The following is a 23753-nucleotide window of genomic DNA, read 5'->3' on the forward strand; positions in this document are numbered from 1 at the left end:
GTTGTGCCGGCGGAGGTTTCCGCTCGCGCGGACGATCCGCCGAAAGTCTGCCAACCTCGCGCCCGGGCGACCGGCGCTCCGCCACCTGGCGGATCACCCGTCGTCTACAACGACGAAGTCCCCACGACGGCCACCGGCCGATCCCCAACGCCAGCCTGGGCGAGCGGATCGACGAGGTCGCCCTGCTCGGTCAGCATTCCCTGAGCCAGTCGGGTCGCACGGGGCGGTACCGGCGGCTCCAGGTCGGCTACAACGCGCAGACCGGACAGCACATCGTCGGGTCGCACGGTCGGGGTTACCTGCCGCACGACAAGGTCGAGTATCGCACACGGTGCGTCGGTGACCTCGGAAGGTATGTCACCGGCGACGGAATCCGACAGTTCTTCGCGCCCGGGACCGCCGCCTGAGCAGGCCAGCCGCACCACTGCGGCACGCGTGTCGAAGGTTCGCCGGCCCTGCTTGGTGAGGCGCTCGACGAGCACCTCGGGCGTGTCGAGGAACGTGCGCACGGCGGCGGCGGCGTCGTGCGCGGCGATTCCGGGCAGCTCGATCCGCCAGCTCGACGCGTCGATGAGGTCGGCCAGGCTGCCGCCGCCGTTGAGCGGCGACTCGACCGCCTCGATCACGTCCAGGCCAGGCGAGAGGGCCGCGTCGAGCGCCACCCGCAGTTGCGCCGGGTCGACCACCGCTCGCAGGCCGATCTCCAGATACTCCGCCTCGCTGGCCACCCCGGTCGGCGCGGCCGAGGCGTAGGAGACCTTCGGGTGCGGCGTGAACCCCTGCGAGTACGCGATCGGCACGTTGGCCCGCAGCAGCGCCCGCTCGAACGCGCGGGCGAAGTCGCGGTGGGAGGTGAAGCGCAGGGGGCCGCGTTTGGCATACCGCAGCCGGATGCGCTGGACGACGGGCTCCTGGTTGCTCTCCGGCTGACGCTTAGGCATGCGGCACCCCTTCCGGAATCCGCAGCCCGGCGACCGGCGTGAGCGGGAGCAGCTTGCGGCCGGTCGGCCCGATCTGGATCTCGGTGTCCTGGCTGGGGCAGACGCCGCAGTCGAAGCACGGCGTCCAGCGGCAGTCGTCCTGCTCGTAGCCGGTCAGCGCGTCCTGCCAGTCCTGCCAGAGCCAGTCCTTGTCCAGCCCCGAGTCCAGGTGGTCCCAGGGCAGGACCTCGTTCTGCCCGCGCTCGCGGGTGGTGTACCAGGCCAGGTCGACACCGAACGCGGGCAGGACCTCGGCGGACGCGTCGACCCAGCGCTGGAACGAGAAGTGCTCCGACCAGCCGTCGAACCGGCCGCCGTTCTCCCAGACCCGGCGGATCACCGCGCCGATGCGCCGGTCGCCGCGGCTGAGCAGGCCCTCGACCTGGGAGGGCTCGCCGTCGTGGTACCGGTATCCGATCGCCTTGCCCAGCGACCGGTCCGAGTTGATGGCCTCCTTGAGCGCCTTGAGCCGCCGGTCGATGACCTCCGGCTCGGCCATCGGCGTCCACTGGAACGGGGTGTGCGGCTTGGGCACGAACCCACCGATCGACACCGTGCAGCGGATGTCCCGCGACCCGGTGGCGGCCCGGCCGGCCTTGATCACCTCGTGCGCGAGCTTGGCGATCTGCAGCACGTCGTCGTCGGTCTCGGTGGGCAGGCCGCACATGAAGTACAGCTTCACCTGGCGCCAGCCGTTGGTGTACGCCGTGACGACGGTGCGGATCAGGTCCTCCTCGGTGACCATCTTGTTGATCACCTGGCGGATCCGCTCCGATCCGCCCTCGGGCGCGAAGGTGAGGCCGGTGCGCCGCCCGTTGCGGGAGAGCTCCTGGGCGAGCGTCACGTTGAACGCGTCGACCCGGGTCGAGGGCAGCGACAGCGAGACGTTCGTCCCCTCGTACTGCTGCGCGAGCCCCGAGCACAGGTCGCCGATCTCGGAGTGGTCGGCCGAGGACAGCGACAGCAGCCCCACCTCGTGGAAGCCGGAGAACTCCAGCCCCTCCTTGACCATCTGCCCCACGGTCGTGATGCTGCGCTCCCGCACCGGCCGCGTGATCATCCCGGCCTGGCAGAAGCGGCAGCCACGGGTACACCCGCGGAAGATCTCCACCGCGTAGCGCTCGTGAACCGTCTCGGCCAGCGGGACCAGCGGCCTCTTGGGATAGGGCCACGCGTCGAGGTCCATCGTGGTGCGCTTGTGCACCCGGAACGGCACGTCGGCGCGGTTGGGCACGACCCGCTGGATGCGCCCGTCGGGCAGGTAGTCGACGTCGTAGAAGCGCGGCACATACACCGACTCGGTGCGGGCCAGTCGCAGCAGCAGCTCGTCGCGGCCGCCGGGCTCACCCTCGGCCTTCCACTGCCGGACGATCCCGGTGATCTCCAGGACCGCCTCCTCGCCGTCGCCGAGCACGGCGGCGTCGATGAAGTCGGCGATCGGCTCCGGGTTGAACGCCGCGTGGCCGCCGGCGACCACGATCGGGTGCCGCTCGTCCCGCTCGCGCGCCTCCAGCGGGATGCCGGCTAGGTCGAGCATGGTGAGCAGGTTGGTGTAGCCCAGCTCGGTCGAGAACGACACGCCGAACAGGTCGAACGCGCCGACCGGCCGGTGCGCGTCCACGGTGAACTGCGGCACACCCTCCTCACGCATGAGCCGCTCGAGGTCGGGCCAGACCGCGTAGGTGCGCTCGGCGAGCACGTCGGGCTGCTCGTTGAGCACCTCGTAGAGGATCTGCACGCCCTGGTTGGGCAGGCCGACCTCGTAGGCGTCGGGGTAGGACAGCGCCCAGCGCACGGTGACGGCGTCCCAGTCCTTCACGACCGCGCCGAGCTCACCGCCGACATACTGGATCGGTTTGCTGATCCGTGGCAGCAGTTGCTCGAGTCTCGGGAAGACGCTCGTCACACTCACGGATAACCAGGGTACCTATCCCTCCCGCTTCCGCCGACCCGGCGCCCGGCCGCTCGGCTGCGACGGGGCCGGGGTCCCCGGGTGCGGCGCGGGAATGCGCAGCGTGACCGGCTCTCCGGCGCGGACGGTGACCTGGTCGCCGTGGTGGCGCAGGGTGACCTCGCCCCCATCGACGGCGTAGGTCGCGTGGCCGTGCTCGACCGTGACGCGCAGCACCTCGCCGCGGACGGTGACCGCGAAGCGCAGCCGCTTGAGCTGGCCCGGCAGCCGCGGCACGAACGACAGCTCACCGCCGTAGTCGCGCATGCCGCCGAAGCCGTCCACGATCGCCAGCCAGGTGCCCGCCAGCGACGCCATGTGCAGCCCGTCGCCGACGTTGTGCTGCAGGTCGTAGAGGTCGACGAAGGCGGCCTCGCCGAGGTAGTCGTAGGCGAGATCGGTGTGCCCGACCTCGGCCGCCATCACCGCCTGCGTGCACGCCGACAGCGAGGAGTCACGAACGGTGCGCTCGTCGTAGTAGTGGAAGTTGCGGGCCTTCTCCTCCGGCGTGAACGCGTCGCCGCGCAAGTGCATCGCCAGCACCAGGTCGGCCTGCTTGACCACCTGGCGGCGGTAGAGGTCGAAGTAGGGGTAGTGCAGCAGCAGCGGATAGTTCTCCGGCGGGGTGTTCGCGAAGTCCCACTCCTGGTGCTGCGTGAAGTTGATCGCCTGCTGGTGCACGCCCAGCTCCCGGTCGTAGGGCAGGTGCACCCGCGCCGCCGCGTCCCGCCACGAGGAGATCTCCTCGTCGTCGACCCCGAACGTGCGGGCGAGGTCCGGGTGCCGCTCGGCGGCCTCGGCGGCCGAGTGCAGGTTGAGCTGCGCCATCAGGTTCGTGTAGATGTTGTCGTCCGAGATCGCGCTGTACTCGTCCGGGCCGGTCACCCCGTCGATGTGGAACACGCCGTGCCGGTCGTGGTGGCCGAGCGAGCGCCACAGCCGGGCGGTCTCGACCAGCAGCTCCAGCCCCGCCTCGGCCTCGAAGCGGAGGTCGCCGGTGGCCTGCACGTAGCGGACCACGGCCGCGGCGATGTCGGCGTTGACGTGGAAGCCCGCGGTGCCGGCCGGCCAATACGCCGAGCACTCCTGCCCGCGGATGGTGCGCCAGGGGAAGGCGGCGCCCTTCAGGCCGAGCTGCCGGGCCCGGTCGCGGGCCAGGTCGAGCGTGTCGTGCCGCCAGCGCAGCCCGTCGCGGGCCACCTGGGGATGGGTGTACGTCAGGACCGGCAGCACGAAGCTCTCGGTGTCCCAGAAGACGTGGCCGTCGTAGCCGCGCCCGGTCAGCCCCTTCGCGGCGATCGGCCGGGCCTCGGAGCGCGCGCCCGCCTGCATGAGGTGGAACAGCGCGAAGCGCACCGCCTGCTGGATCTCCGCGTCGCCGTCGACCTCGACGTCGGCCTGGCTCCAGAACTGGTCGAGGTACTTGCGCTGCGATTTGACCAGCCCTTCCCAACCGCCCAGCCGGGCGCCGGCGATCGCGCCGTGCACCTGGTCGCGGATCGCCTGCCGGGAGCGCTGGCTGGACCAGCCGTAGGCGAGGTACTTCACGATCCGCAGCCGCTGCCCGGGCCGCAGCTGGCAGGCGAACGTGGTGCGGGCCCAGTCGTCGGTGGTCTCGGTCTGCGAGTTCACCGGTACGGGCGCGTCGACCTCGTGGTCCATCTCGGCGCCGAGGCGCAGGCCACTCGCGTTGGTGCGGTGCAGCAGCTGGGCGTTGAGGTCGCGGGCGTAGTGCCCCTCGGCGACCAGCGCGTGCCCGAGCGCCGCCGCGACCCGCGGGTCCTTGCTCGGCGCCGGCACGTCCTCGTTAGCCACCAGCTCGGACTGCACGATGATCCGGGCCGGCCGGTCGAGGGGCTCGACCTCGTACAGGAAGGCGGCGACCGAGCGCTGCTCCAGCGAGACCAGCCGGGTCGTGCGCAGCTTGATCCGCTGCCCCGCGGGCGAGGACCACTCCACGTCGCGCCGCAGCGTGCCGGCCCGCAGGTCGAGCACCCGCTGGTGGGAGTGCAGGTTGCCGTATCGCACGTCGAACGGCTCGTCGTCGACCAGCAGCCGGAACACCTTGCCGTTGGTGACGTTGAGGATCGACTGCCCCTCCTCCGGGAAGCCGTATCCGGCCTCGGCATAGGGCAGCGGCCGCTCCTCGTAGAAGGAGTTGAGGTAGGTGCCGGGCAGGCCGAACGGCTCGCCCTCGTCCAGGTTGCCCCGCAGCCCGATGTGCCCGTTGGACAGGGCGAACAGCGACTCGGTCTGGGCCAGGTCGCCGAGGTCGAGGCGGGGCTCGCGCAGCGCCCACGGCTCCACCGGGAAGGCGGTCATGACTCCTCCTCGAGCAGCTTCCCCAGATCCGGTACCACCACGTCGGCGCCGCTGCGCCGCAGGCCCTCGGTGTGCTCGCCGCCGAGCCGGTCGACGCCCACGACGAAGAACCCACCGGCCCGTCCCGCCGCTACCCCGGCCAGCGCGTCCTCGAACACCGCCGCGTGGGCGGGCTCGACGCCCAGCTCGCGGGCCGCTTCCAGGAACGTGTCCGGAGCCGGCTTGCCGCTGAGCCCGCGCTCGCGGATCGTCACCCCGTCGACCTGGACCTCCAGCAGGCCGGCCAGCCCGGTCGAGGTGATCACCTGCAGCGTGTTGGCACTCGAGCTCACCACCGCGCGGCGCAGCCCGGCCCGCTGGGCCCGCTGCAGGTATGTCACCGAGGACGGGTACGGCTTGAGCCCGCCCTGGCGCAGCAGCTCCAGCAGCAGGTCGTTCTTGCGGTTGCCCAGGCCGTTGACGGTGTGCGCGTCCGGCGGGTCGTCCGGCGTCCCCTCCGGGAGTGAGATGCCGCGCGATTCGAGGAAGTCGCGGACGCCCGCCGCGCGGGGCTTGCCGTCCACGTAGTCGTTGTAGTCGTGAACCGGGTCGAACTCCCGCAGGCCCCTGGCCCGGAGGAACTCATTGAACGTCGCGGTCCAGGCCTTGTTGTGGATGACCGCCGTCGGGGTCAGCACACCGTCGAGATCGAACAGGCACGCGCTCACGTGATCCGGTAGACCCAGCACGTATGCGACCGTATCCTCGCTGGGCGAACTCCGCCCGGCATGCGCGCGGTGGTTAGCCTTCCAGGTGTGACGCAACCGCCGGACGAGTCGCCCACCCAGCGGCAACCGGCCTCCCCGACGTGGGTCGGCTCCGCCTCCGTGCCGGCCGGCGGCTCCCGCCGGCGCCGGCAATGGGAGGACACCCTCGACCTGCCCTCCGCGCCGCGCACCCTGGACCTGCCGGTGCCTCCCGCGCAGCCGCAGCCCCAGCCGCCGCTACAGCCCCAGCCACAACCCCAGATCCGGTACGTCCCGGTCGTGCCGCCCGGATATGGTCCGCTACCACCCGGCTACCGCCCGGGGCCGTTTCCGCCGCCCCAGTACCGCCGAAGGCGGCGCAAGTGGCCGTGGGTGATGCTGGCCCTGTTCGCGCTGTGCGCGGGCTGCTGTGGCGGCGGCTACGCCTGGGCCCGCCCGTGGTGGGTGCAATACCCGGCCAGCGTGCGCGTCGATGCCACCGTGCCCGGCCTGACCAGGCTGAACGACGCCGCGTCGACGAAGGCCGCCGAGCAGTTGCGGACCTCGCTGGCCTCCGAGCACCTGGACGAGTCCGGCTTCACGGCCGTCTACCAGGACGACAAGGACAGCCGGCAGCGGGTGCTGCTCTTCGGCGCGACGCGGTTCATCACGAACCCGTCGCGGGACCTGGACGCGAGCCTGCGCAAACTCGGGCAGAAGATCCAGGTCCAGGACGTGCGCGAGGTCGACCCGGGGATGGCCGGCGGCGAGCAGCGCTGCGCCGCGTCGCGCTACAACGGCCGCGCCGCCACCGTCTGCGGCTGGGCCGACCACGGCGTGATCGCCATCGCCGTCTTCACCGGCAAGTCCCTGGATGCCGCGTCGACCTCGACGCAGAACCTCCGCGCCGCGATCGTCACCCGGCACTGAGCACCCGGGGAAGGAAGAGTGCGGGAAGACCGGGAGCTGGGTACACCCGATCTCCCCGCACTCTGTTGGTGGAGGAAAGTTCTGGTTACGGCAGCGTGGCCAGGCGTGGGGCGACCGTCTTGGCGAAGTTGTTGCCGTTCTTGACGTCCCAGTTGATCGACCAGGTCATCGCGCCGCGGATGCCCGGGTACGTGTGCGGCGGCTTGAAGGTGCCGCAGTTCGTGCCCAGGGCCAGGCACTCCAGCGCCTGGTTGACGACCGACGGGGAGACCACGCCGCCGCCCGCCGCGCCGGCGCTGGCCGGCAGGCCGAGGGCCACCTGGTCGGGGCGCAGCCCGTTCTCCAGCTGGATGCAGGCCAGGGCGGTGATGAAGTTGACCGTGCCCTGCGAGTACGCCTGCATCTGGTCGCAGCCGAGCATGCTGCCGGAGTTGTAGTACTGCGTGTGGACGACCGTCAGGATGTCCTTGATGTTGAGCGCCAGCGCGAAGTAGCCGCTGCCCGTGGACTGCATGTCGATCGTCTGCGGCGCCATCGTGATGATGAGGTTCGCGCCGGCCTTGGCCCGCAGCGAGCGCAGGGCCTGCGCCATGTACGTCGGGTTCAGGCCGTTCTCGAAGTCGATGTCGATGCCGTCGAAGCCGTACGCCTGCATGATCGACCAGGCGTTGTTGGCGAAGTTGGTCGCGGCGTTGGCATCGCCGACGCTCACGCTGCCGGTCTCGCCGCCGACGGACAGGATGACCTTCTTGCCACGCGAGTGCAGCGTGGCGACGTCGGCCTTGAAGTCGGCGTCGGAGTAGCCGCCCAGCGCGTTGGACAGGCCCGAGTCGACGCTGAACGCCAGCCCGCCGGGGGTGGAGGTGGCGGTGGCGAACGCGACGGCGATGAGGTCGTACTCGTTCGGCACGTCCCGCAGCCGCAGCGGCGTGGCCGGGTTGGTGAAGTCCTGCCAGTACCCGGTCAGGAAGTGCTTCGGCAGCGGGCCAGGGGGCGTCGAGGGCGACGTCGAGGGCGAGCTTGATGGCGAGGACGAGGGCGACTTGGAGGGGGACGCGGACGCCGAGGGCGACGCCGACCGCGAGGGCGACGCCGACGGGCTCGTGGGCCCGGTCGTGGTCGGGTTGCCGCCGGGGCCGCCCAGCGAGAAGTCGTCGGCCGTGTACGCCGGCTGGCCGTACCAGCCGTGCACGTAGACGACGGCCGAGGTCTGGCTCGCGCCCGTGGTGAACGAGACGGTGAGCTGGGAGTACGCGCCGCCGGTGCCCGGCGTCCAGGTGCTCGCGTCGACCCCGCCGGTGACGCCGACGAAGACGTAGGAGCCGTTGACGTAACCCGAGAGGGTGTACTTCGTGTTGGGCTGCACGGAGACGGTCTGGGAGCACTGCGCGGTGGTGCCGCCGGGCGTGCCCGCCAGCTTGTACGTGCCCGAGCGCGCGGCGCCGGAGGTGACCGACGCGGACTCGCAGGTCCAGCCGGACGTGGAGCCGGTCTCAAAGCCCGGGTTCGTGAGCAACTCCGCGGCGGAAGCGGGCATGGCGAGCACGACCCCGGCGAGGGTCAGTGCCGCCGCGCCGGCACCCGCGAGCAGGGTGACATGGCGTGGACGCATGGATCGCTCCAGGTGGGGGGCTCTGGATAGGGCGACGTCGATGGGCGTCAACGTCGTCCTCCACGGTCCACGCACCGGAATTTAATGTCAAGGTTTCTTTACTATTTATTATGGCGGCACCGAAACCCGGTTCGGGCCTGACCAGCGGCCGCGCTATCCTCATGTGCACAGGCGTCGACCCGGCCATCACCGGCGAGCCTCCGGAAGAACGGCCGGCTGGCCAAGATCAAAAAGGCCGGCCTACTAGACCCGGACGGGTCCGGCCCGTGACAGCCGGCCAACGAGCGGCCGCCGGGCGCACCACCCGACGGCAAGCGGGGTGGTACCGCGGATCGGGCGACCGGTTCGTCCCCGTGTGGAGTCGAGACAGATGCGTCGAGACAACCGACCACACGAGGAGAGCGACCACCGATGGCCTACCCGATGCACCGCTCCGGCGCCTCCGGGGTGCCTGCCAGCCCCAACCTGCCCGAGGTCGAGCGCGAGGTCCTGGACTACTGGTCCGGCGACGAGACGTTCGTGGCCTCCGTGGAGCAGCGCCCGGCCGGCGACAGCGGGTCGAACGAGTTCGTCTTCTACGACGGGCCCCCGTTCGCCAACGGCCTGCCCCACTACGGGCACCTGCTGACCGGCTACGCGAAGGACGTCGTCCCGCGGTACAAGAGCATGAAGGGCTTCCGCGTCGAGCGCCGCTTCGGCTGGGACTGCCACGGCCTGCCCGCCGAGGTCGAGGCGGAGAAGCAGCTGGGCATCACCACGAAGGCCGAGATCCTGCAGCTTGGCGTCGACAAGTTCAACGCGGCCACCAAGGAGTCGGTGCTGCGCTACACCAGCGAGTGGGAGCGCTACGTCACCCGCCAGGCGCGCTGGGTCGACTTCACCAACGACTACAAGACGCTCGACCTGGACTACATGGAAAGCGTCATGTGGGCCTTCAAGACCCTGCACGACAAGGGCCTGGTCTACGAGGGCTTCCGGGTCCTGGCCTACTGCTGGCGGTGTGAGACCCCGCTGTCCAACACCGAGCTGCGCATGGACGATGACGTCTACCGCGACCGGCAGGACCCCGCGCTGACCGTGGCGTTCCGGCTGGAGACCGGCGAGAAGATCCTGGTCTGGACCACCACGCCGTGGACCCTGCCGTCCAACCTGGCGATCGCGGTCGGCCCCGAGATCGAGTACGCGGTGTTCGAGGAGGAGGGCGCCCGCTACATCCTCGCCGACTCGCGGGTGGGCGCCTACGAGAAGGAGCTGGCCGCCGCGACCCGCGTGGGCACGGTGCTCGGCTCGGAGCTCGTCGGCCGGCGGTACACCCCCCTCTTCGACTTCCTCGCGGACACGCCGAACGCCTTCCAGGTCATCGGCGCGGACTTCGTCACGACCGAGGACGGCACCGGCGTGGTCCACATGGCGCCGGCCTTCGGCGAGGACGACCAGAACGCGTGCGCGACGGTCGGCATCCCGACGGTGGTGACCGTCGACGAGCACACCCGGTTCACCTCGCTGGTGCCGCCGTACCAGGGGCTTCAGGTCTTCGAGGCCAACAAGCCGGTCATCCGCGACCTCAAGGCCGCCGGCGCGGTGGTGCGCCACGACACCTACACGCACTCGTACCCGCACTGCTGGCGCTGCGACACCCCGCTGGTCTACAAGGCGGTCTCGTCGTGGTTCGTCGCGGTGTCGACCTTCCGCGACCGGATGGTGGAGCTCAACCAGCAGATCACCTGGACGCCGGAGCACATCAAGGACGGCTCGTTCGGCAAGTGGCTGGCCAACGCCCGCGACTGGTCGATCAGCCGGAACCGGTTCTGGGGCTCGCCGATCCCGGTGTGGAAGTCGGACGATCCGCAGTACCCGCGCGTGGACGTCTACGGCTCGCTGGACGAGCTCGAGCGCGACTTCGGGGTGCGCCCGGCCGACCTGCACCGGCCCGAGATCGACAACCTGACCCGGCCCAACCCGGACGACCCGACCGGGCAGTCCGTCATGCGCCGGGTGCCGGAGGTGCTGGACTGCTGGTTCGAGTCCGGCTCGATGCCCTTCGCGCAGGTGCACTACCCGTTCGAGAACGCCGACTGGTTCGAGCACCACTACCCGGGCGACTTCATCGTGGAGTACATCGGCCAGACCCGCGGCTGGTTCTACACCATGCACGTGCTGGCCACGGCCCTGTTCGACCGCCCGGCGTTCAACAACTGCGTCAGCCACGGCATCCTGCTCGGCGAGGACGGGCGCAAGATGTCCAAGAGCCTGCGCAACTACCCGGACGTGTACCGGGTGTTCGACGATTACGGCTCGGACGCGATGCGCTGGTTCCTGGTCTCCTCGCCGGTGCTGCGCGGCGGCGACATGCCGGTCACCGAGAACGGCATCCGCGACGCGGTCCGGCAGGTCCTGCTGCCGCTGTGGAACGTGTGGTACTTCTTCTCGCTCTACGCCAACGCCGACGGTTACACGGCGCGGCGGCGCACCGACAGCGCCGACCTGCTGGACCGCTACGTGCTGGCCAAGACGGGCGAGCTGGTGTCCACCGTCGAGCGGCAGCTGGACGCCTACGACCTGTCCGGGGCCTGCGCCACGGTGCGCTCCTACCTCGACGCGCTGACCAACTGGTACGTGCGCCGCTCGCGGGACCGCTTCTGGTCCGGCAGCGCTAGTCCTACAGGCACTGACGCGTTCGACACGCTGTTCACGGTGCTGTCGACGCTGACGCAGGTCGTCGCGCCGCTCGCGCCGCTGACCGCGGAGGAGATCTACCGCGGCCTGACCGGCGAGCGGTCGGTGCACCTGACCGACTGGCCGTCGGCGGAGCAGTTCCCGGCCGACCACGAGCTGGTGGCGAACATGGACGCGGTGCGCGACGTGTGCTCGGCGGCGCTGTCGCTGCGCAAGGCCCGCGGCCTTCGGGTGCGGCTGCCGCTGTCGGTGCTGACGGTGGCCACGCCCAGCGCGGCGGCGCTGCGGCCCTTCGCCGCGCTCGTCGCCGACGAGGTCAACGTCAAGCGGGTCGACTTCACCGATGACGTGGCCGCGCACTGCACGCGGGTGCTGACCCTGGTGCCGCGGGTGCTCGGACCGCGCCTCGGCAAGGAGGTCCAGCAGGTCATCAAGGCCGTCAAGGCCGGTGACTGGGGCCTGACCGGCAGCGCCGTGGTGGCCGGCGGGGTGGAACTGCAGGATGGCGAGTACGAGCTCAAGCTCGTCGCCGCCGACCCGACGCAGTCCGCGCCGCTGCCCGGCGGCGACGGCGTGGTCGTGCTCGACAGCACGGTGACGCCGGAGCTGGCGGCCGAGGGCCGGGCCCGCGACCTGGTCCGGGTGGTGCAGCAGGCGCGCCGCGACGCCGACCTCAACGTGTCGGACCGGATCGTCGTCGTGATCGACGGCCCGCCCGCGGTCGCCGACGCGCTGCAGGCGCACGCGGCGTTCGTGGCCGGCGAGACCCTGGCCGACTCCGTCTCGCTCGGCTCGGCCCCGGACGGCTTCGCCGGGGAGATCGGCGAGGGCGAGGCCGTGCGCGTCGAGGTCCGCAAGGTCTAGCGCCGGTCCAGCTCGCCGGTCGGCATGACGACCACCATCGCAGGACCGCCTCCACCGCGCCGCAGTTCCGGTACCGGTGGGGGCGGTCCTGCGCGCTCATCCTCGTCGCGTCGTAACCCTCGCGGGGGTCGCCGCTAACCCTCGGGTGATCTCGCCGCTCCAGGCGGTGTAGCCCTCGGGTGGTATTGCCCACCTTGAGAGCTCCCCGGCCATCCCCGCCCAACTCGGCCGTTAGAGTGTGCGGGCAGCGTCGAGGTCCAACCTGGTGGAGGGCATTTGTCCGCGCTCTATGCGGTCGGCAAGATGGCGATCGCACCCCTGGCTCGACTGTTCTGGCACCCCAGGATCATCGGACTGGACAACGTCCCGAAGACCGGCCCGGCGATCCTCGCGAGCAACCACCAGTCGGTCCTCGACTCGGTGATCATGGGCGCGCTCGCCCCGCGCAACGTGTACTTCCTCGCCAAGGATCAGTACTTTCTGGGCCCCGGCATCAAGGGCGCGGCACTGCGCAACATCATGTATGGGCTGAACCAGATCCCGGTCGACCGCTCCGGCGGCCGCGCCAGCCTCATGGCGCTGGACGCCGCGCTGCCGGTGCTGCGCGCCGGGCACGTGCTGGGCATCTTCCCGGAGGGCACCCGCTCCACCGACGGCCGGCTGTATCGCGGCCGCCCGGGCGTGGCCAAGCTGGCCCTCGACGCGCCCGCCCCGATCATCCCGATCGGCCTGATGGGCTTCGACAAGGTCATGCCGGTCGGCGCGTCGCTGCCGAAGCTGGGCCCGAAGGTCGAGGTGCGCGTTGGCGAGCCGCTCGACCTGAGCCAGTGGCAGGGCGGTGGAGAGGTCGACAGCCGGGCGCTGCGCGAGGTGACCCTCAAGCTCATGAACGCGATCCAGCAGCTCACCGGGCAGGAGTACGTTGGCCGCTACGCCCCCAAGCGCCCCGACCAGCTGCCAGACCCCGCAACCGACTGAAGCCCGCGGCCGGACAGCGCTAGAGCGCCAGCTCCGGGAACCAGAGCGAGATCTCGCGCTTCGCGCTCTCCGGCGAGTCGGAGGCGTGGACCAGGTTTTCGCGGTTGGACAGCGACAGGTCGCCGCGGATGCTGCCCGGCACGGCCTTGCGGCCGTCGGTGGCCCCGATCAGGAGGCGTACCACCGTGATGGCCTCGTCGCCGGAGACGATCAACGACACGAGGCTGCCGCCCGTCATGAAGTCGCGCAGCGGCGGGTAGAAGTCGCGCTCGACGTGCTCGGCGTAGTGCTGGTCGGCCAGCGCGACGTCCATCGTGCGCAGGGCCAGCGCCTCGATGGCCAGGCCCTTGCGCTCGAACCGGCCGATGATCTCACCCACCAGGCCGCGGCGGACGGCATCGGGCTTGATGAGAACGAGCGTGCGCTCCGACACGAGACTCCTCCAGGTTTCGCGGTACTGCCGCGAAGCCTACCCAGCGTCACCACACACGCCCCCTCAGGGTGCCGGAGGCTTCCGTTTCAGCGATGATCGGGCATAGCCTGATGTCAGTCGTCTGGGGAGGTCGACTTGCCGTCCAGCAACCGCGCGTCATCGTCCAGCGGCCGGAACCTGGTCATCGCACTGCTGATCCTGATCGGCGCTTTCCTGGCCTTCTGGGGCCTGGGTGAGTCAGAACCGCTGATGATCGGGCTCGGCGTGGTCATCGCCGCGGCCGGGCCCATCATGATCATGGTGCTGAACTCGCGCAGCAAGGTCCGCATGTACCTTCAGGCCACCGCCGTCGTCGAGGGCATCACGCCGCGGCCGTCGGGCGGCGGCACCACCGGCCGCGGGCGCCTCAAGCTGACCGTCACCACGACCGGCATCCGCGGCACCTCGGTGACCGGCACCGACCCGGCCATCCCGCTGGACAAGTGGCCCGAGCCGGGCGCCGTGCTGCCGGTCCGCATCCTCAAGGGCACCCCGCGCAAGTTCACGGTGCTCTGGGACCGCGTGCAGACCCATCAGGAGGTCGTCCTCGCGGAGCACCAGCGGGCCGGCGGCTCGGCCGACGACGACCACGGCTACACCCTCGACGGCGACGACTACGGCCCGGCGTCCGAGGACGCGTACGGCAACCGGTTCCCGGGCGACGACACGCCCACGCTGACCAACCTCCCGCCGATCGACGCGGGCATCGACGAGCCGGTGGGAGCCCGGTCCGGGACCCGCGCCGGCACCGCGGTGGCCGACCCGGTCGTGGTCCCCGCCGAGCAGATCCCGGACGCGGCCCGCCGCTCGGCCCGCCCAAGCGCCCCGACGGCCGGGCCCGGCCGGCCCCGTCAAGCGGTCACCGACCCCGCGCACCACCCGGCCGAGCCGCTCGGCGCCGCGGCCACCGCGGTCGCCTTCGCAGAGTCCCCGGCTGCTTCCCCGTCGGCCCCCACGGCCGCCTCCCCGGCGGCTCAGGCCGATGTCGACGCGCACCAGACCGACCCGGGCACGACGGTGAACGCGGTCGCCACGCCCGCGGCGAGCCCGGGTGCGGCCCCGACGGTCTCCACCACGGAAGACGCCGAGGAGCAGGCGAAGGCGGAAACCGCCGACGCGGTCGAGGTCGTCACGGAGGCGAAGACGGGCGAGCCGGCCGAGGTTGCCGCAGAGCCGAAGCCCGGCGGCGCGGCCGAGGCTGCCGCGGACGAGGAGAACGCGAGCGACGCGGGCCCGACGACGACCGAGGGCCCGGATCGCGTGGCGGCGCCCGTGGCGTTCTTCGGCACCGGCGCGGGGCAGACCGTCATCGGCGATGAGGACGAGCCGATCATCATGCGGCTGCGGTCGACGCCCCGGCCCGGTGGCCCGCACCGCCGGCCCAGCCCGCATCCGCGCTCGGGCGCGCACGACCGGACCCGCCGCCCCCGCACGGACCGCGCCCGCCCCGGGGGCGAGCCGCCCGCCATCCCGGCCACCGACCCGGCTACCGCGTACGGGCGCGCGACCGAAGAGATCACCGATGGTCACGACCTGATCGGCACGGTCGCGGCCCCGGAGGAGTACACGATTCCGGAGGGCGGCTCCCTGATCGCCGCGACGGAGGTGGACCCCTGGGCCGCGTGGCAGACGGTGGCGCCCGGCGCGTCGCGGACACCGCCGGCCGAGGCCGCGCAGAGCCCTGTCCCGGCCGCGTCGCACTCCGAGCGGGAGACGGATCAGCCACCGTCCCGCATCGCCCGGCTCGACCAGCCGCCGCTCCCGGCGGTCATCGAGGGCGAGGCCGCCCAGGAGGCGCTGCCCGCCGCCGAGGAGCCCACGGCGCGGACGCTCGAGCCGGTGATCGCCGAAGCGGAGGTCCTCGAACCTGAGACGGCCGAGTCCGAGATCCTCGAACCCGAGACGGTCGAGGCGGAGGTCCTCGAACCGGAGACGACCGGGACCGGGGCCACCGAGCCGGAGAGGGTCGAGGCGGAGATCATCGAGCCGAAGCGGCCCACGGGATCCGCCTGGTCGATGAACGGGCGGGCGCCGGTCGGCGCGGGCCTGTACAGCGCGCCGCCGATCCTGCGGACGCCCAGCACCCGGGCCGCGGATCTGGACGACGAGGACGAGGCGGTGACGCCCAACCCGTACGCGACCGAGCACTACCTGCCGCCCGAGGACCAACTGGAGGAGCAGCCGCTCAGCGAGGGCGCGGTCGCCGAGTTCCTGGCCACCGCGCCGCGGCAGCAGGCCATGCCCCTGGACGGGGTCAACGGGGTGAGCGTCACGCTCATCGTGTCCGACCTGCAGCGCTCCCGCCGGTTCTATCGCGACACGCTCGGGCTGACCGAGGTGGACAGCGGGGAGACGAGCGTGGTGCTGGAGACCGGGTCGGCGCGGGTCGTGCTGCGGCGGGTCGCGGACATGCCGCCGGTCGACCGCCGCGTGGTGCACCTCAACCTCGACGTCCCCGACGTGTACGAGGCCTACGAGCGCCTCCGCGAGCAGGGGGTCGACTTCGTGCACCGCCCCCGAGTGGTACCGCAGGGCGAACAGCTGGAGCTGTGCTCGGCCACGTTCCGCGACCCGGACGGCCACGCCATCGCCCTCACGCGCTGGGAGCTGCGTCGCTAGGGGTGTCGTAGCGCCGGAGCGTCTCCTCGGCCGTGGCGCGCATCAGCTCGCGCAGCTCCGGCGGCTCGAGCACCTCCACGTCGGGCCCGAACCGGCCCAGGTCGATCCGCGTGTGCTCGAACGACTCGATCGGCATCACCACGCGCAGCCAGCCGTCGCCGTCGGGCTCGCCGGTCTCGCGCAGCGCACGCTCCGCGACCGGCCCGAGCATCCACCACATGCGCGCGGCGCGCGGCGCCAGCCGTACCGTGGCGAAACCGCCGCTGTAGAGCGTCTGCTGCAACCGGTCGGACCATTCCAGCCAGTACCGCCGCAGATCGAAGTCGGCGGGGCGCTCGAAGGCCTCGTCGCGCACGGCGATCTCGTCGATGCGGGAGATCCGGTAGCCGTTGACGCGCGATCGGCCGCGCGCGATGAGATACCAGGCGGTGCCCTTGAGCACCAGCCCGAGCGGGTCGAGCGTGCGCTCCACGGAGGTCTGGTCCCATTTGCGGTACCGGATGTCGATCCGGCGCTGCTCCCAGACCGCCGTCGCGACGGCGTCGAGGTGGGGCGGGGCCTCCGGGTCGCGGAACCATCCGGGCGCGTCGACGTGGACGCGTTGCTGGATGCGCCCCGCCATCGAGCGCTGCTCGGCCGGCAGCGAGGCGAGCAGCTTGAGCCGCGCCGCCTCCAGCGTCGGCCCGAGCCCGAGGTCGCCCGCGGTCGCGCCGCTGCCGGCGAGGAACAGTGCGGCGGCCTCGTCGGTGGTGAGGCCGGTGAGGCTGGTCCGGTAGCCGTCGAGGAGCTGGAAGCCGCCGGCCGGGCCGCGGTCGGCGTAGACGGGCACCCCGGAGGCGGACAGCGCCTCGATGTCGCGGTACACCGTGCGGACGGACACCTCGAGCTCGTCCGCGATCTGCTGCGCGGTGAGCCGGCCCCGAGTCTGCAACAGCAGCAGCGTCGACAGGAGCCGGCTCGCCCGCATCAGTCGGGCTTGTTCGAAAAGACGGACCGGCGCACGTAGAGCACGTAGAGCCAGGCGGGGCCGAACACGATCCCGAGGGCGAGCAGCGACCAGTGCAGGAAGCCGCCGGCGAGCAGGACGACCTGCACGACAAGCCCGGCGATCCAGGCCCACGAGTGCTTCAGCAGCCCGCAGAGTCCGAAGCACACGACGGCGAGGACGGCGCACACCCAGATCGCGGCGGTCGTGTCGCCGTGGCCGAGCTTGGCCAGCGGCAGCAGCGCCAGCAGCAGCACGACGCCCTCGACCACGAGCCCGGCGGCCCCGACGCCGCGGACCGCGGCCCCGGGGTTCTTCAGTCCGGCCGGCGAGCTCATCGCTTCAGCAGCCCGCGGGCGTCGGCGACGGTCACGACCGAGCCGGTGATGAGGACGCCGATGGTGCCGGGCACCGCGTTGTCGGATTCGGCCAGCGTGACCGCGGCTTCGATGGCGCTTGGCAGGTCCGGCACCACGTGCACCCGGTCGGGGCCGAACAGCTCCTCGGCGAGCGCGCCGAGCTGCGCGACCGGCATCGCCCGCGGCGAGCTGTTGCGGGTCACCACGACGCTCTCGGTGATCGGCTCCAGCAGCTCCAGCATGCCCTCGACGTCCTTGTCGGCGAGCGCCGCGACGACCGCGACAAGCCCGCTGAACGCGAACTCCTCGGTCAGCGCCCGGACCGTGGCGGCCATGCCGTGCGCGTTGTGCGCGGCGTCGATCAGGATCGGCGGCGAATTGCGGATGCGCTCCAGCCGGCCGGGCGACGTGACGCGGGCGAACCCGTCGCGGACCGCCTCGGCGTTGAGCACCCGCTCGGCGCCCGCGCCCAGAAACGCCTCGACCGCGGCGAGCGCGATCGCCGCGTTCTGCGCCTGGTGCTCGCCGTGCAGCGGCAGGAAGATGCCCTCGTACACCCCGGACAGGCCCTGCAGCGTCAGCACCTGCCCGCCGACGGCGAGGTCGCGGTTCACGACGCCGAATTCGCGCCCCTCGCGGGCGAGCGTCGCGCCGACCTCGGCGCAGCGCTCCAGGATCGGGCGCATCGCCTCCTCCGGCTGCAGCGCGCAGATCAGCGTCGTGCCCTTGTGCACGATGCCGGCCTTGGCCCAGGCGATCTCCTCCAGCGTGTCGCCCAGCCACTCGGTGTGGTCCAGCCCGATCGGCGTGATGACCGTCGTGTGCGCCTGCAGCACGTTGGTGGAGTCGTCCGCGCCGCCGAGGCCGACCTCGACCACGGCCACGTCGACGGGCGCGTCGGCGAACGCGGCGAACGCCATCGCGGTGGTCATGTCGAAGTACGTCAGGGGCTGGTCGCTGCGCGCGTCGAGGAACTGCGCCAGCGGCGCCACCTCCTCGTACACCTCGACGAACTTCTCCTCGCTGATCGGCTCGCCCTCGATGCTGATCCGCTCGGTGATGCTCTGCAGGTGCGGGCTGGTGTATCGGCCGGTGCGCAGCCCGTGCGCGCGCAGCAGCGCGTCGATCATCCTGGCCGTGGACGTCTTGCCGTTGGTGCCGGTCAGGTGGATCGCCGGGTATGCCCGCTGGGGGCTGCCGAGCGAGTCGAGCAGCCCCTCGATCCGCCCCAGGTCGAACACCATGCGGGTGAACCCGCGGGCGTTCAGCTCCTGGTCGATCTCCGAAAATGTCGTCACGCCGACTCCTCGCTTCGCTCGGCGGCGGCGTATAAGGACTGAGCCTCCTGGTGACCGGCCCCAACACCCAGTCTGGCTCGGTAAGGCTTCGCGCTGCCCGACCCAGACCAGGCGCCGCTTCGCTCCGGACCGGTCACAGCGCTTCCAGCTGGGTGGAGATGCGGGCCAGGTCGGCCTCGGCGGCCTCGAGTCGCTGGCGGATCTTCGCCACCACCTGCTCGGGGGCCTTCCCGGTGAAGGCCGGGTTGCCGAGCTTGCCCCGGCACTGCTCGGCCTCCTTCTCCGCCCCGGCCAGGTCCTTGGTCAGCCGCGCCCGCTCGGCGGCGACGTCGATCGCGCCGCGCGTGTCGAGCTCCACGGTGACCCCGACGCCGACGGCCAGCTTCGCCGTGGCCGCGAAGTCCTTGCCGGCCGGGTCCAGCCGGGCCAGCGAGCGGATCAGGCCCTCGTGCGCGGCCAGGCCGGCCGCTTCGAGCCCCTCAAGCCGCGCGACGACCCGCTGCGCCGGCTTCAGGCCCTGGTCGGCGCGGAACCGCCGGACCTCGGTGACGACCCGCTGGAGGTTGTCCACCTCGCGCTCGGCGGCGTCGTCGGTGAGCTCCTTGTCCGCGACCGGCCAGTCCGCGCGGACCACGGTCGGTCGACCGGTGAGCGTCGTCCACAGCTCCTCGGTCACGAACGGCATGATCGGGTGCAGCAGCCGCTGCAGGCTCTCCAGCACGTGGCCGAGCACCCGCCGGGTGCGCGCCTTAGCCTCGGCGTCGTCGCCGGTGAGCACCGGCTTGGTCAGCTCCAGGTACCAGTCGCAGACGTCATCCCACGCGAAGTGGTACAGCGTGTCGCAAACCTTCGCCAGCTCGAAAGACTCGAACTGCTGGTCGACCTCGCCGATGACGTGCTGCAGCCGGGACAGGATCCACCGGTCGACGGTGCTGAGCCCCTCGGTGGGCAGCTCGCCCTCGACCGTGGCGCCGCCCGCCAGCCCGTATCGCGTGGCGTTCCACAGCTTGTTGGCGAAGTTCCGCGCGCCCTGGACCCACTCCTCGCTCACCGGCACGTCGGCGCCCGGGTTGGCGCCGCGCAGCAGGGTGAACCGGGTGGCGTCGGCGCCGAAGCGCTCGATCCAGTCCAGCGGGTCGACGACGTTGCCGAAGGACTTCGACATCTTCTTGCCGTACTGGTCGCGGACCATGCCGTGCAGCATGACCACGTCGAACGGCTGCCGGCCGCCCATCGCGTAGAGGCCGAACATCATCATCCGAGCGACCCAGAAGAACAGGATGTCGTACCCCGTGACGAGCACGCTGGTCGGATAGAACTTCGCCAGTTCGGGCGTCTCGTCGGGCCAGCCGAGCGTGGAGAACGGCCACAGCGCCGAGCTGAACCAGGTGTCGAGCACGTCGGCGTCCTGCACCCAGCCCTCGCCGGCGGGCGCCTCGTCGTCCGGACCGACGCACACGACCTCGCCGTTCGGCCCGTACCACACGGGGATCCGGTGCCCCCACCACAGCTGCCGCGAGATGCACCAGTCATGCATGTTGTCGACCCAGCCGAAGTACCGCTTGGTGAGCTCCGGCGGCTCGACCCTGACCCGCCCGTCGCGCACCGCGTCGCCGGCGGCCCGGGCCAACGGCTCGGTCCGCACGAACCACTGCAACGACAGCCGCGGCTCGACGGTGGTGTTGCACCGCTGGCAGTGCCCGACGGCGTGGACATACGGCCGCTTCTCGGCCACGATGCGCCCCTCGGCCCGCAGCGCGGCCACGACCGCCGGCCGGGCCTCGAAGCGGTCCAGGCCCAGGAACGGCCCGTGCACCGTGATCACGCCGCGCTCGTCCATCATGGTGAGGCTCGGCAGATCGTGCCGCTGGCCAATCTCGAAGTCGTTGGGGTCGTGCGCCGGGGTCACCTTGACCGCACCCGTGCCGAACGCCGGGTCGACGTGCTCGTCCGCGACGATCGGGATCCGCCGGCCGGTGAGCGGCAGCTCGACCTCGGTGCCGATCAGGTGCTTGTAGCGCTCGTCATCGGGGTGCACCGCCACCGCGGTGTCGCCCAGCATCGTCTCGGCCCGGGTGGTCGCCACGACGATCGCGTCGTCGCCGTCGCCGTAGCGGATCGAGACGAGCTCGCCCTCGTCGTCGGAGTGCTCGACCTCGATGTCGCTCAGCGCCGTCAGGCACCGCGGGCACCAGTTGATGATCCGCTCGGCCCGGTAGATGAGCCCGTCGTCGAAGAGCCGCTTGAAGATGGTGAGCACGGCCCGGGACAGGCCCTCGTCCATCGTGAACCGCTCGCGGCTCCAGTCCACGGAGTCGCCGAGCCGGGTCATCTGCCCGAGGATCTTGCCGCCGGACTCCGCCTTCCACTGCCACACGCGCTCGACGAACGCCTCGCGCCCGAGGTCGTGCCGCGACACTCCGTCGCCGGCCAGCTGGCGCTCGACCACGTTCTGCGTGGCGATGCCGGCGTGGTCCATGCCGGGCAGCCAGAGGGTCTCGAACCCCTGCATGCGCTTACGACGGATCACAGCGTCCTGGACGGAGTGGTCGAGGGCGTGGCCGATGTGCAGCGACCCGGTGACGTTCGGCGGCGGCAATACGATCGCGAACGGCGGCTTGTCGCTGGACGAGTCCGCCTTGAACAGACCGTCGGCTACCCATTGCTCATACCGCCGCTGCTCGACCTCACCAGGGGCATACTGAGCCGAGAGCGCTGGGGTTGCCTGCGCCGCGCGTGGAGTATCCGTCACACGCAAAGTCTAGAACTGTCGCATAGGGGGTCTACGCTCGCCATTGCCCCTTACCTCAGGAGACTGATCGACGGTGACCTACCCGCCGCAAAACCCGGATGACGAGCCGCGCTCGGAGCCGTTCCGACCCGTGTCGTACGACCTTGCTCCGGAGTTCGGCACACCCCCGCCGGCGAACAATGCGGGCCCCTACCCCGGCGCTGGCCAGGCCCTGCCGCCCGTCGCAGGCCAGCCCGTCTCAGGCCAACCCGTCTCAGCCCAGCCCGGCTACCCCGTTTCGGGCCAGCCCGCCTATCCCGCGTCCGGCGTTGCGGGACAGCCCGCCTACCAGGTGCCCGGTCAGCCCGGTTACCCGTCGGGTCAGCCCGGTTACCCGGTGTCTGCACAGCCCAGTGCCTACCAGCAGCCCGCCTACCAGCAGCCGCCCGCCTACCCGCCGCCCGCGCCCCCGAAGAAGGGCAAGGGCCTGAAGATCACCCTGGGCGTGGTCGGTGGTCTGTTCCTCGTCTGTGCCGTCGCCGCCTGCGCGCTGTTCTATCCCTTCTTCACCGAGGGCACCTCGCGCGTGTCCGCCCCCGCCACGCTGCCGGGCAACCTCACCAAACAGACCGGCGACTCGTCGCAGAGCCTCGCTGACTCGCTCGAGTCCAGCCTGCGCAAGGACGTCTCGGGCATCGAGGACGTCGCTGTCGGCGTCTACACCTCGGGTGACAACGATCTGCAGCACGGCGTCGTCGTGGCCGCCGCGACGGGGTCGTTCCTCTTCCCGGGCTCACAGGTCGACGACGCGTTCTCGGGCTTCGACTCCAGCGGCTCTGGTTCTTCTCTGGGCACCCCGAGGACATATGACGCCGGCAAGCTGGGCGGCACCGTCAAGTGCGCCGACGGCACGAGTTCTTCAGGGGCGTTCGACAAGTTCGCCATGTGCGTGTGGGCCGACCACGGCAGCGTGGGCCTGGTCCTGTTCTTCGACCGCGGCGCCGCCGAGTCCGCGTCACTGTTCATCCAGATCCGCGAGAAAGTCCAGACCCGCCACTGATCCTTTCCACAGGGACGCCCCTTCGCAGGGGCCGCCGCACCGCCGCGGCCAGCCCCTTGCCGGGCGACCCCGGGCCGAGCTGGGGGAACGCGGTGGTCGGCGCCTGCGCGGCGGGCGCGCGAGATTCGCTTGCTACAGTGCGCCGATGGTCGACCCCGACGGCGCTCCCGCCGGCCTGTACACCGACGACGAGGACCCCCGGGAGGCCCCCTCCGGCCGCCTCCCACTCAAGCGCATCGCCATCGCCGGCATCTCCATCGCGGCCGCGGCCGTGCTGGTCTCCGGCGTGATCTACGGCCCGACGGTCGTTCGCGTGCTGGGTCAGAGCGACACCACGATCGACTCCCCGGACAAGGTCGGCGCCTTCACGCTGGACACCAGCGACGGCGCCAAGGACACCGCCGAGTACATCCGGGACGCCATCGCCACGAAGGTCAGCCTCGACACGAGCCACGGCCTCATCTACCGCGACGGGAAGACCGACGCGATCCTGGTCGCCGGCACCGCCCGCATCTGGAAGCCGGACAACACCCTCGACTCGGCGTTCGGCGTGTTGACCGACGACAACGGCGGCGTGCGCGACGTTCGTGACGTCGACGCCGGCCCGCTGGGCGGCACGATGCGCTGCGGCGTCACAAAGGTCGACGACGCGGACCTGTCGGTGTGCGGCTGGGCCGACAATGGCTCGCTCGGCGTGGCGCTCTTCTCGAACCGCTCGGCCGCCGACTCGGCGAAGTCGCTGCTGGAGCTGCGCACCGCCGTCGAACACCGCGCCTGACAATCGCGCGTTCCACTCGGCATCACCGGCGGCGTGACCGTCTGCCGGTGATGCCCAGCAATCCGCCCACCGTTCCGGCCAGGTTGACCCTTCAACGTTGGCCAGCGGCCGGCAGGTCCCCGCACGCGCTCATCCGTGCCGGCTTGGCCAGCCGCACACGTCGGCCCGTGGACGCTCGCGTGCGCGCTCCTCATCGGCACACGCCCACGCCGAACCAGCGGCCAAGCCCATGCTGAAAACGCGCTAGCCCCGCATTCGGCCCGCTGCCCAATGCCCGCGTGCGCGATCCGTCCGGCAAGAGGGTGTTTCGGGATCCGGCCCTAGAAACGCTTCAGGGGCCCACCGAAACGGTGGACCCCTGAGCGAATGATTGTTCGGCGGCGTCCTACTCTCCCACACTCTCTCGGGTGCAG

General features: G+C 71.3%; 16 protein-coding genes. 6 read left to right on the forward strand and 10 right to left on the reverse strand.

Translation table 11 applies throughout. The features are described 5' to 3' along the window. Positions 1 to 104: 104 nt before the first annotated feature. Genes AB0367_RS31520 through AB0367_RS31535 form a run of 4 tightly spaced genes read right to left on the reverse strand, consistent with a single transcriptional unit; the run spans position 105 to position 5981 of the window. Entirely contained in the window at positions 105 to 941 is an 837-nt protein-coding gene (locus tag AB0367_RS31520; RefSeq protein ID WP_366230113.1) for a TIGR03936 family radical SAM-associated protein, read from the reverse strand. Beyond that, positions 934 to 2892, reverse strand: a complete 1959-nt coding sequence (locus tag AB0367_RS31525) for a TIGR03960 family B12-binding radical SAM protein (protein WP_366230114.1) — start codon at positions 2890 to 2892, stop codon at positions 934 to 936. The genes AB0367_RS31520 and AB0367_RS31525 overlap by 8 nt, the downstream gene beginning before the upstream one ends. A 15-nt stretch (positions 2893 to 2907) precedes the next feature. Further along, positions 2908 to 5253: a glycoside hydrolase family 65 protein gene (locus tag AB0367_RS31530; RefSeq protein ID WP_366230115.1), complete on the reverse strand. Its 2346-nt coding sequence runs from the start codon at positions 5251 to 5253 to the stop codon at positions 2908 to 2910. Further along, a complete protein-coding gene (locus AB0367_RS31535; protein ID WP_366230116.1) occupies positions 5250 to 5981 on the reverse strand; it encodes a beta-phosphoglucomutase family hydrolase in 732 nt (243 codons plus the stop codon). Before AB0367_RS31535 ends, AB0367_RS31530 begins: the two co-directional genes overlap by 4 nt. A 66-nt stretch (positions 5982 to 6047) precedes the next feature. Between AB0367_RS31535 and AB0367_RS31540 the strand changes: the two genes are divergently transcribed. After that, positions 6048 to 6908 carry a hypothetical protein gene (locus AB0367_RS31540; RefSeq protein ID WP_366230117.1) on the forward strand — a complete coding sequence of 287 codons (861 nt, stop codon included), beginning with the start codon at positions 6048 to 6050 and terminating at the stop codon, positions 6906 to 6908. 85 nt (positions 6909 to 6993) lie between these two features. Here AB0367_RS31540 and AB0367_RS31545 read toward each other — a convergent pair whose 3' ends face one another. Then, complete coding sequence (locus AB0367_RS31545) at positions 6994 to 8520, reverse strand: glycosyl hydrolase family 18 protein (protein WP_366230118.1); 1527 nt, start codon at positions 8518 to 8520, stop codon at positions 6994 to 6996. Positions 8521 to 8931: 411 nt separating this feature from the next. Between AB0367_RS31545 and ileS the strand changes: the two genes are divergently transcribed. After that, complete coding sequence (ileS, locus tag AB0367_RS31550) at positions 8932 to 12060, forward strand: isoleucine--tRNA ligase (RefSeq protein WP_366230119.1); 3129 nt, start codon at positions 8932 to 8934, stop codon at positions 12058 to 12060. A 276-nt stretch (positions 12061 to 12336) separates the two neighbouring features. After that, positions 12337 to 13038, forward strand: a complete 702-nt coding sequence (locus AB0367_RS31555) for a lysophospholipid acyltransferase family protein (RefSeq protein ID WP_366230120.1) — start codon at positions 12337 to 12339, stop codon at positions 13036 to 13038. A 19-nt stretch (positions 13039 to 13057) separates the two neighbouring features. Here AB0367_RS31555 and ndk read toward each other — a convergent pair whose 3' ends face one another. Then, a complete protein-coding gene (gene ndk, locus AB0367_RS31560) occupies positions 13058 to 13471 on the reverse strand; it encodes a nucleoside-diphosphate kinase (protein ID WP_366230121.1) in 414 nt (137 codons plus the stop codon). Between the two features lie 135 nt (positions 13472 to 13606). Here ndk and AB0367_RS31565 point away from each other — a divergent pair, with 135 nt between their 5' ends. Beyond that, positions 13607 to 16129: a VOC family protein gene (locus tag AB0367_RS31565; protein ID WP_366230122.1), complete on the forward strand. Its 2523-nt coding sequence runs from the start codon at positions 13607 to 13609 to the stop codon at positions 16127 to 16129. Here AB0367_RS31565 and AB0367_RS31570 read toward each other — a convergent pair. The 4 genes from AB0367_RS31570 to AB0367_RS31585 form a co-directional block, all read right to left on the reverse strand. Then, positions 16104 to 17096 carry a YafY family protein gene (locus AB0367_RS31570; protein ID WP_366230123.1) on the reverse strand — a complete coding sequence of 331 codons (993 nt, stop codon included), beginning with the start codon at positions 17094 to 17096 and terminating at the stop codon, positions 16104 to 16106. The two genes, AB0367_RS31565 and AB0367_RS31570, sit on opposite strands and share 26 nt — an antisense overlap. Next, complete coding sequence (locus AB0367_RS31575) at positions 17096 to 17452, reverse strand: DUF4233 domain-containing protein (protein ID WP_366230124.1); 357 nt, start codon at positions 17450 to 17452, stop codon at positions 17096 to 17098. Before AB0367_RS31575 ends, AB0367_RS31570 begins: the two co-directional genes overlap by 1 nt. Further along, on the reverse strand, positions 17449 to 18717 hold the full coding sequence (locus tag AB0367_RS31580) for a folylpolyglutamate synthase/dihydrofolate synthase family protein (protein WP_366230131.1): 1269 nt from the start codon (positions 18715 to 18717) through the stop codon (positions 17449 to 17451). The genes AB0367_RS31575 and AB0367_RS31580 overlap by 4 nt, the downstream gene beginning before the upstream one ends. Before the next feature lie 187 nt (positions 18718 to 18904). Further along, positions 18905 to 21523 (reverse strand): valine--tRNA ligase, encoded by a 2619-nt coding sequence (locus tag AB0367_RS31585; RefSeq protein WP_366230125.1) that lies wholly within the window; start codon positions 21521 to 21523, stop codon positions 18905 to 18907. 376 nt (positions 21524 to 21899) lie between these two features. Between AB0367_RS31585 and AB0367_RS31590 the strand changes: the two genes are divergently transcribed. Together AB0367_RS31590 and AB0367_RS31595 are read left to right on the forward strand one after the other, a co-directional pair. After that, a complete protein-coding gene (locus tag AB0367_RS31590) occupies positions 21900 to 22562 on the forward strand; it encodes a hypothetical protein (protein WP_366230126.1) in 663 nt (220 codons plus the stop codon). A gap of 145 nt (positions 22563 to 22707) precedes the next feature. Then, a complete protein-coding gene (locus AB0367_RS31595) occupies positions 22708 to 23340 on the forward strand; it encodes a hypothetical protein (protein ID WP_366230127.1) in 633 nt (210 codons plus the stop codon). Positions 23341 to 23753 lie beyond the last annotated feature (413 nt).

Origin of the sequence: Dactylosporangium sp. NPDC051484, from assembly GCF_040689395.1 — a bacterium.
In the GTDB taxonomy this organism is placed as follows: domain Bacteria; phylum Actinomycetota; class Actinomycetes; order Mycobacteriales; family Micromonosporaceae; genus Dactylosporangium.

What these genes read in the sequence shown, in the direction of transcription:
- AB0367_RS31520 (WP_366230113.1), bottom strand. Translation starts at nt 941, where the DNA reads ATGCCTAAGCGTCAGCCGGAGAGCAACCAGGAGCCCGTCGTCCAGCGC.
- AB0367_RS31530 (WP_366230115.1), bottom strand. Translation starts at nt 5,253, where the DNA reads ATGACCGCCTTCCCGGTGGAGCCGTGGGCGCTGCGCGAGCCCCGCCTC.
- AB0367_RS31545 (WP_366230118.1), bottom strand. Translation starts at nt 8,520, where the DNA reads ATGCGTCCACGCCATGTCACCCTGCTCGCGGGTGCCGGCGCGGCGGCA.
- ileS (WP_366230119.1), top strand. Translation starts at nt 8,932, where the DNA reads ATGGCCTACCCGATGCACCGCTCCGGCGCCTCCGGGGTGCCTGCCAGC.
- AB0367_RS31570 (WP_366230123.1), bottom strand. Translation starts at nt 17,096, where the DNA reads ATGCGGGCGAGCCGGCTCCTGTCGACGCTGCTGCTGTTGCAGACTCGG.
- AB0367_RS31575 (WP_366230124.1), bottom strand. Translation starts at nt 17,452, where the DNA reads ATGAGCTCGCCGGCCGGACTGAAGAACCCCGGGGCCGCGGTCCGCGGC.
- AB0367_RS31580 (WP_366230131.1), bottom strand. Translation starts at nt 18,717, where the DNA reads ATGGTGTTCGACCTGGGGCGGATCGAGGGGCTGCTCGACTCGCTCGGC.
- AB0367_RS31595 (WP_366230127.1), top strand. Translation starts at nt 22,708, where the DNA reads ATGGTCGACCCCGACGGCGCTCCCGCCGGCCTGTACACCGACGACGAG.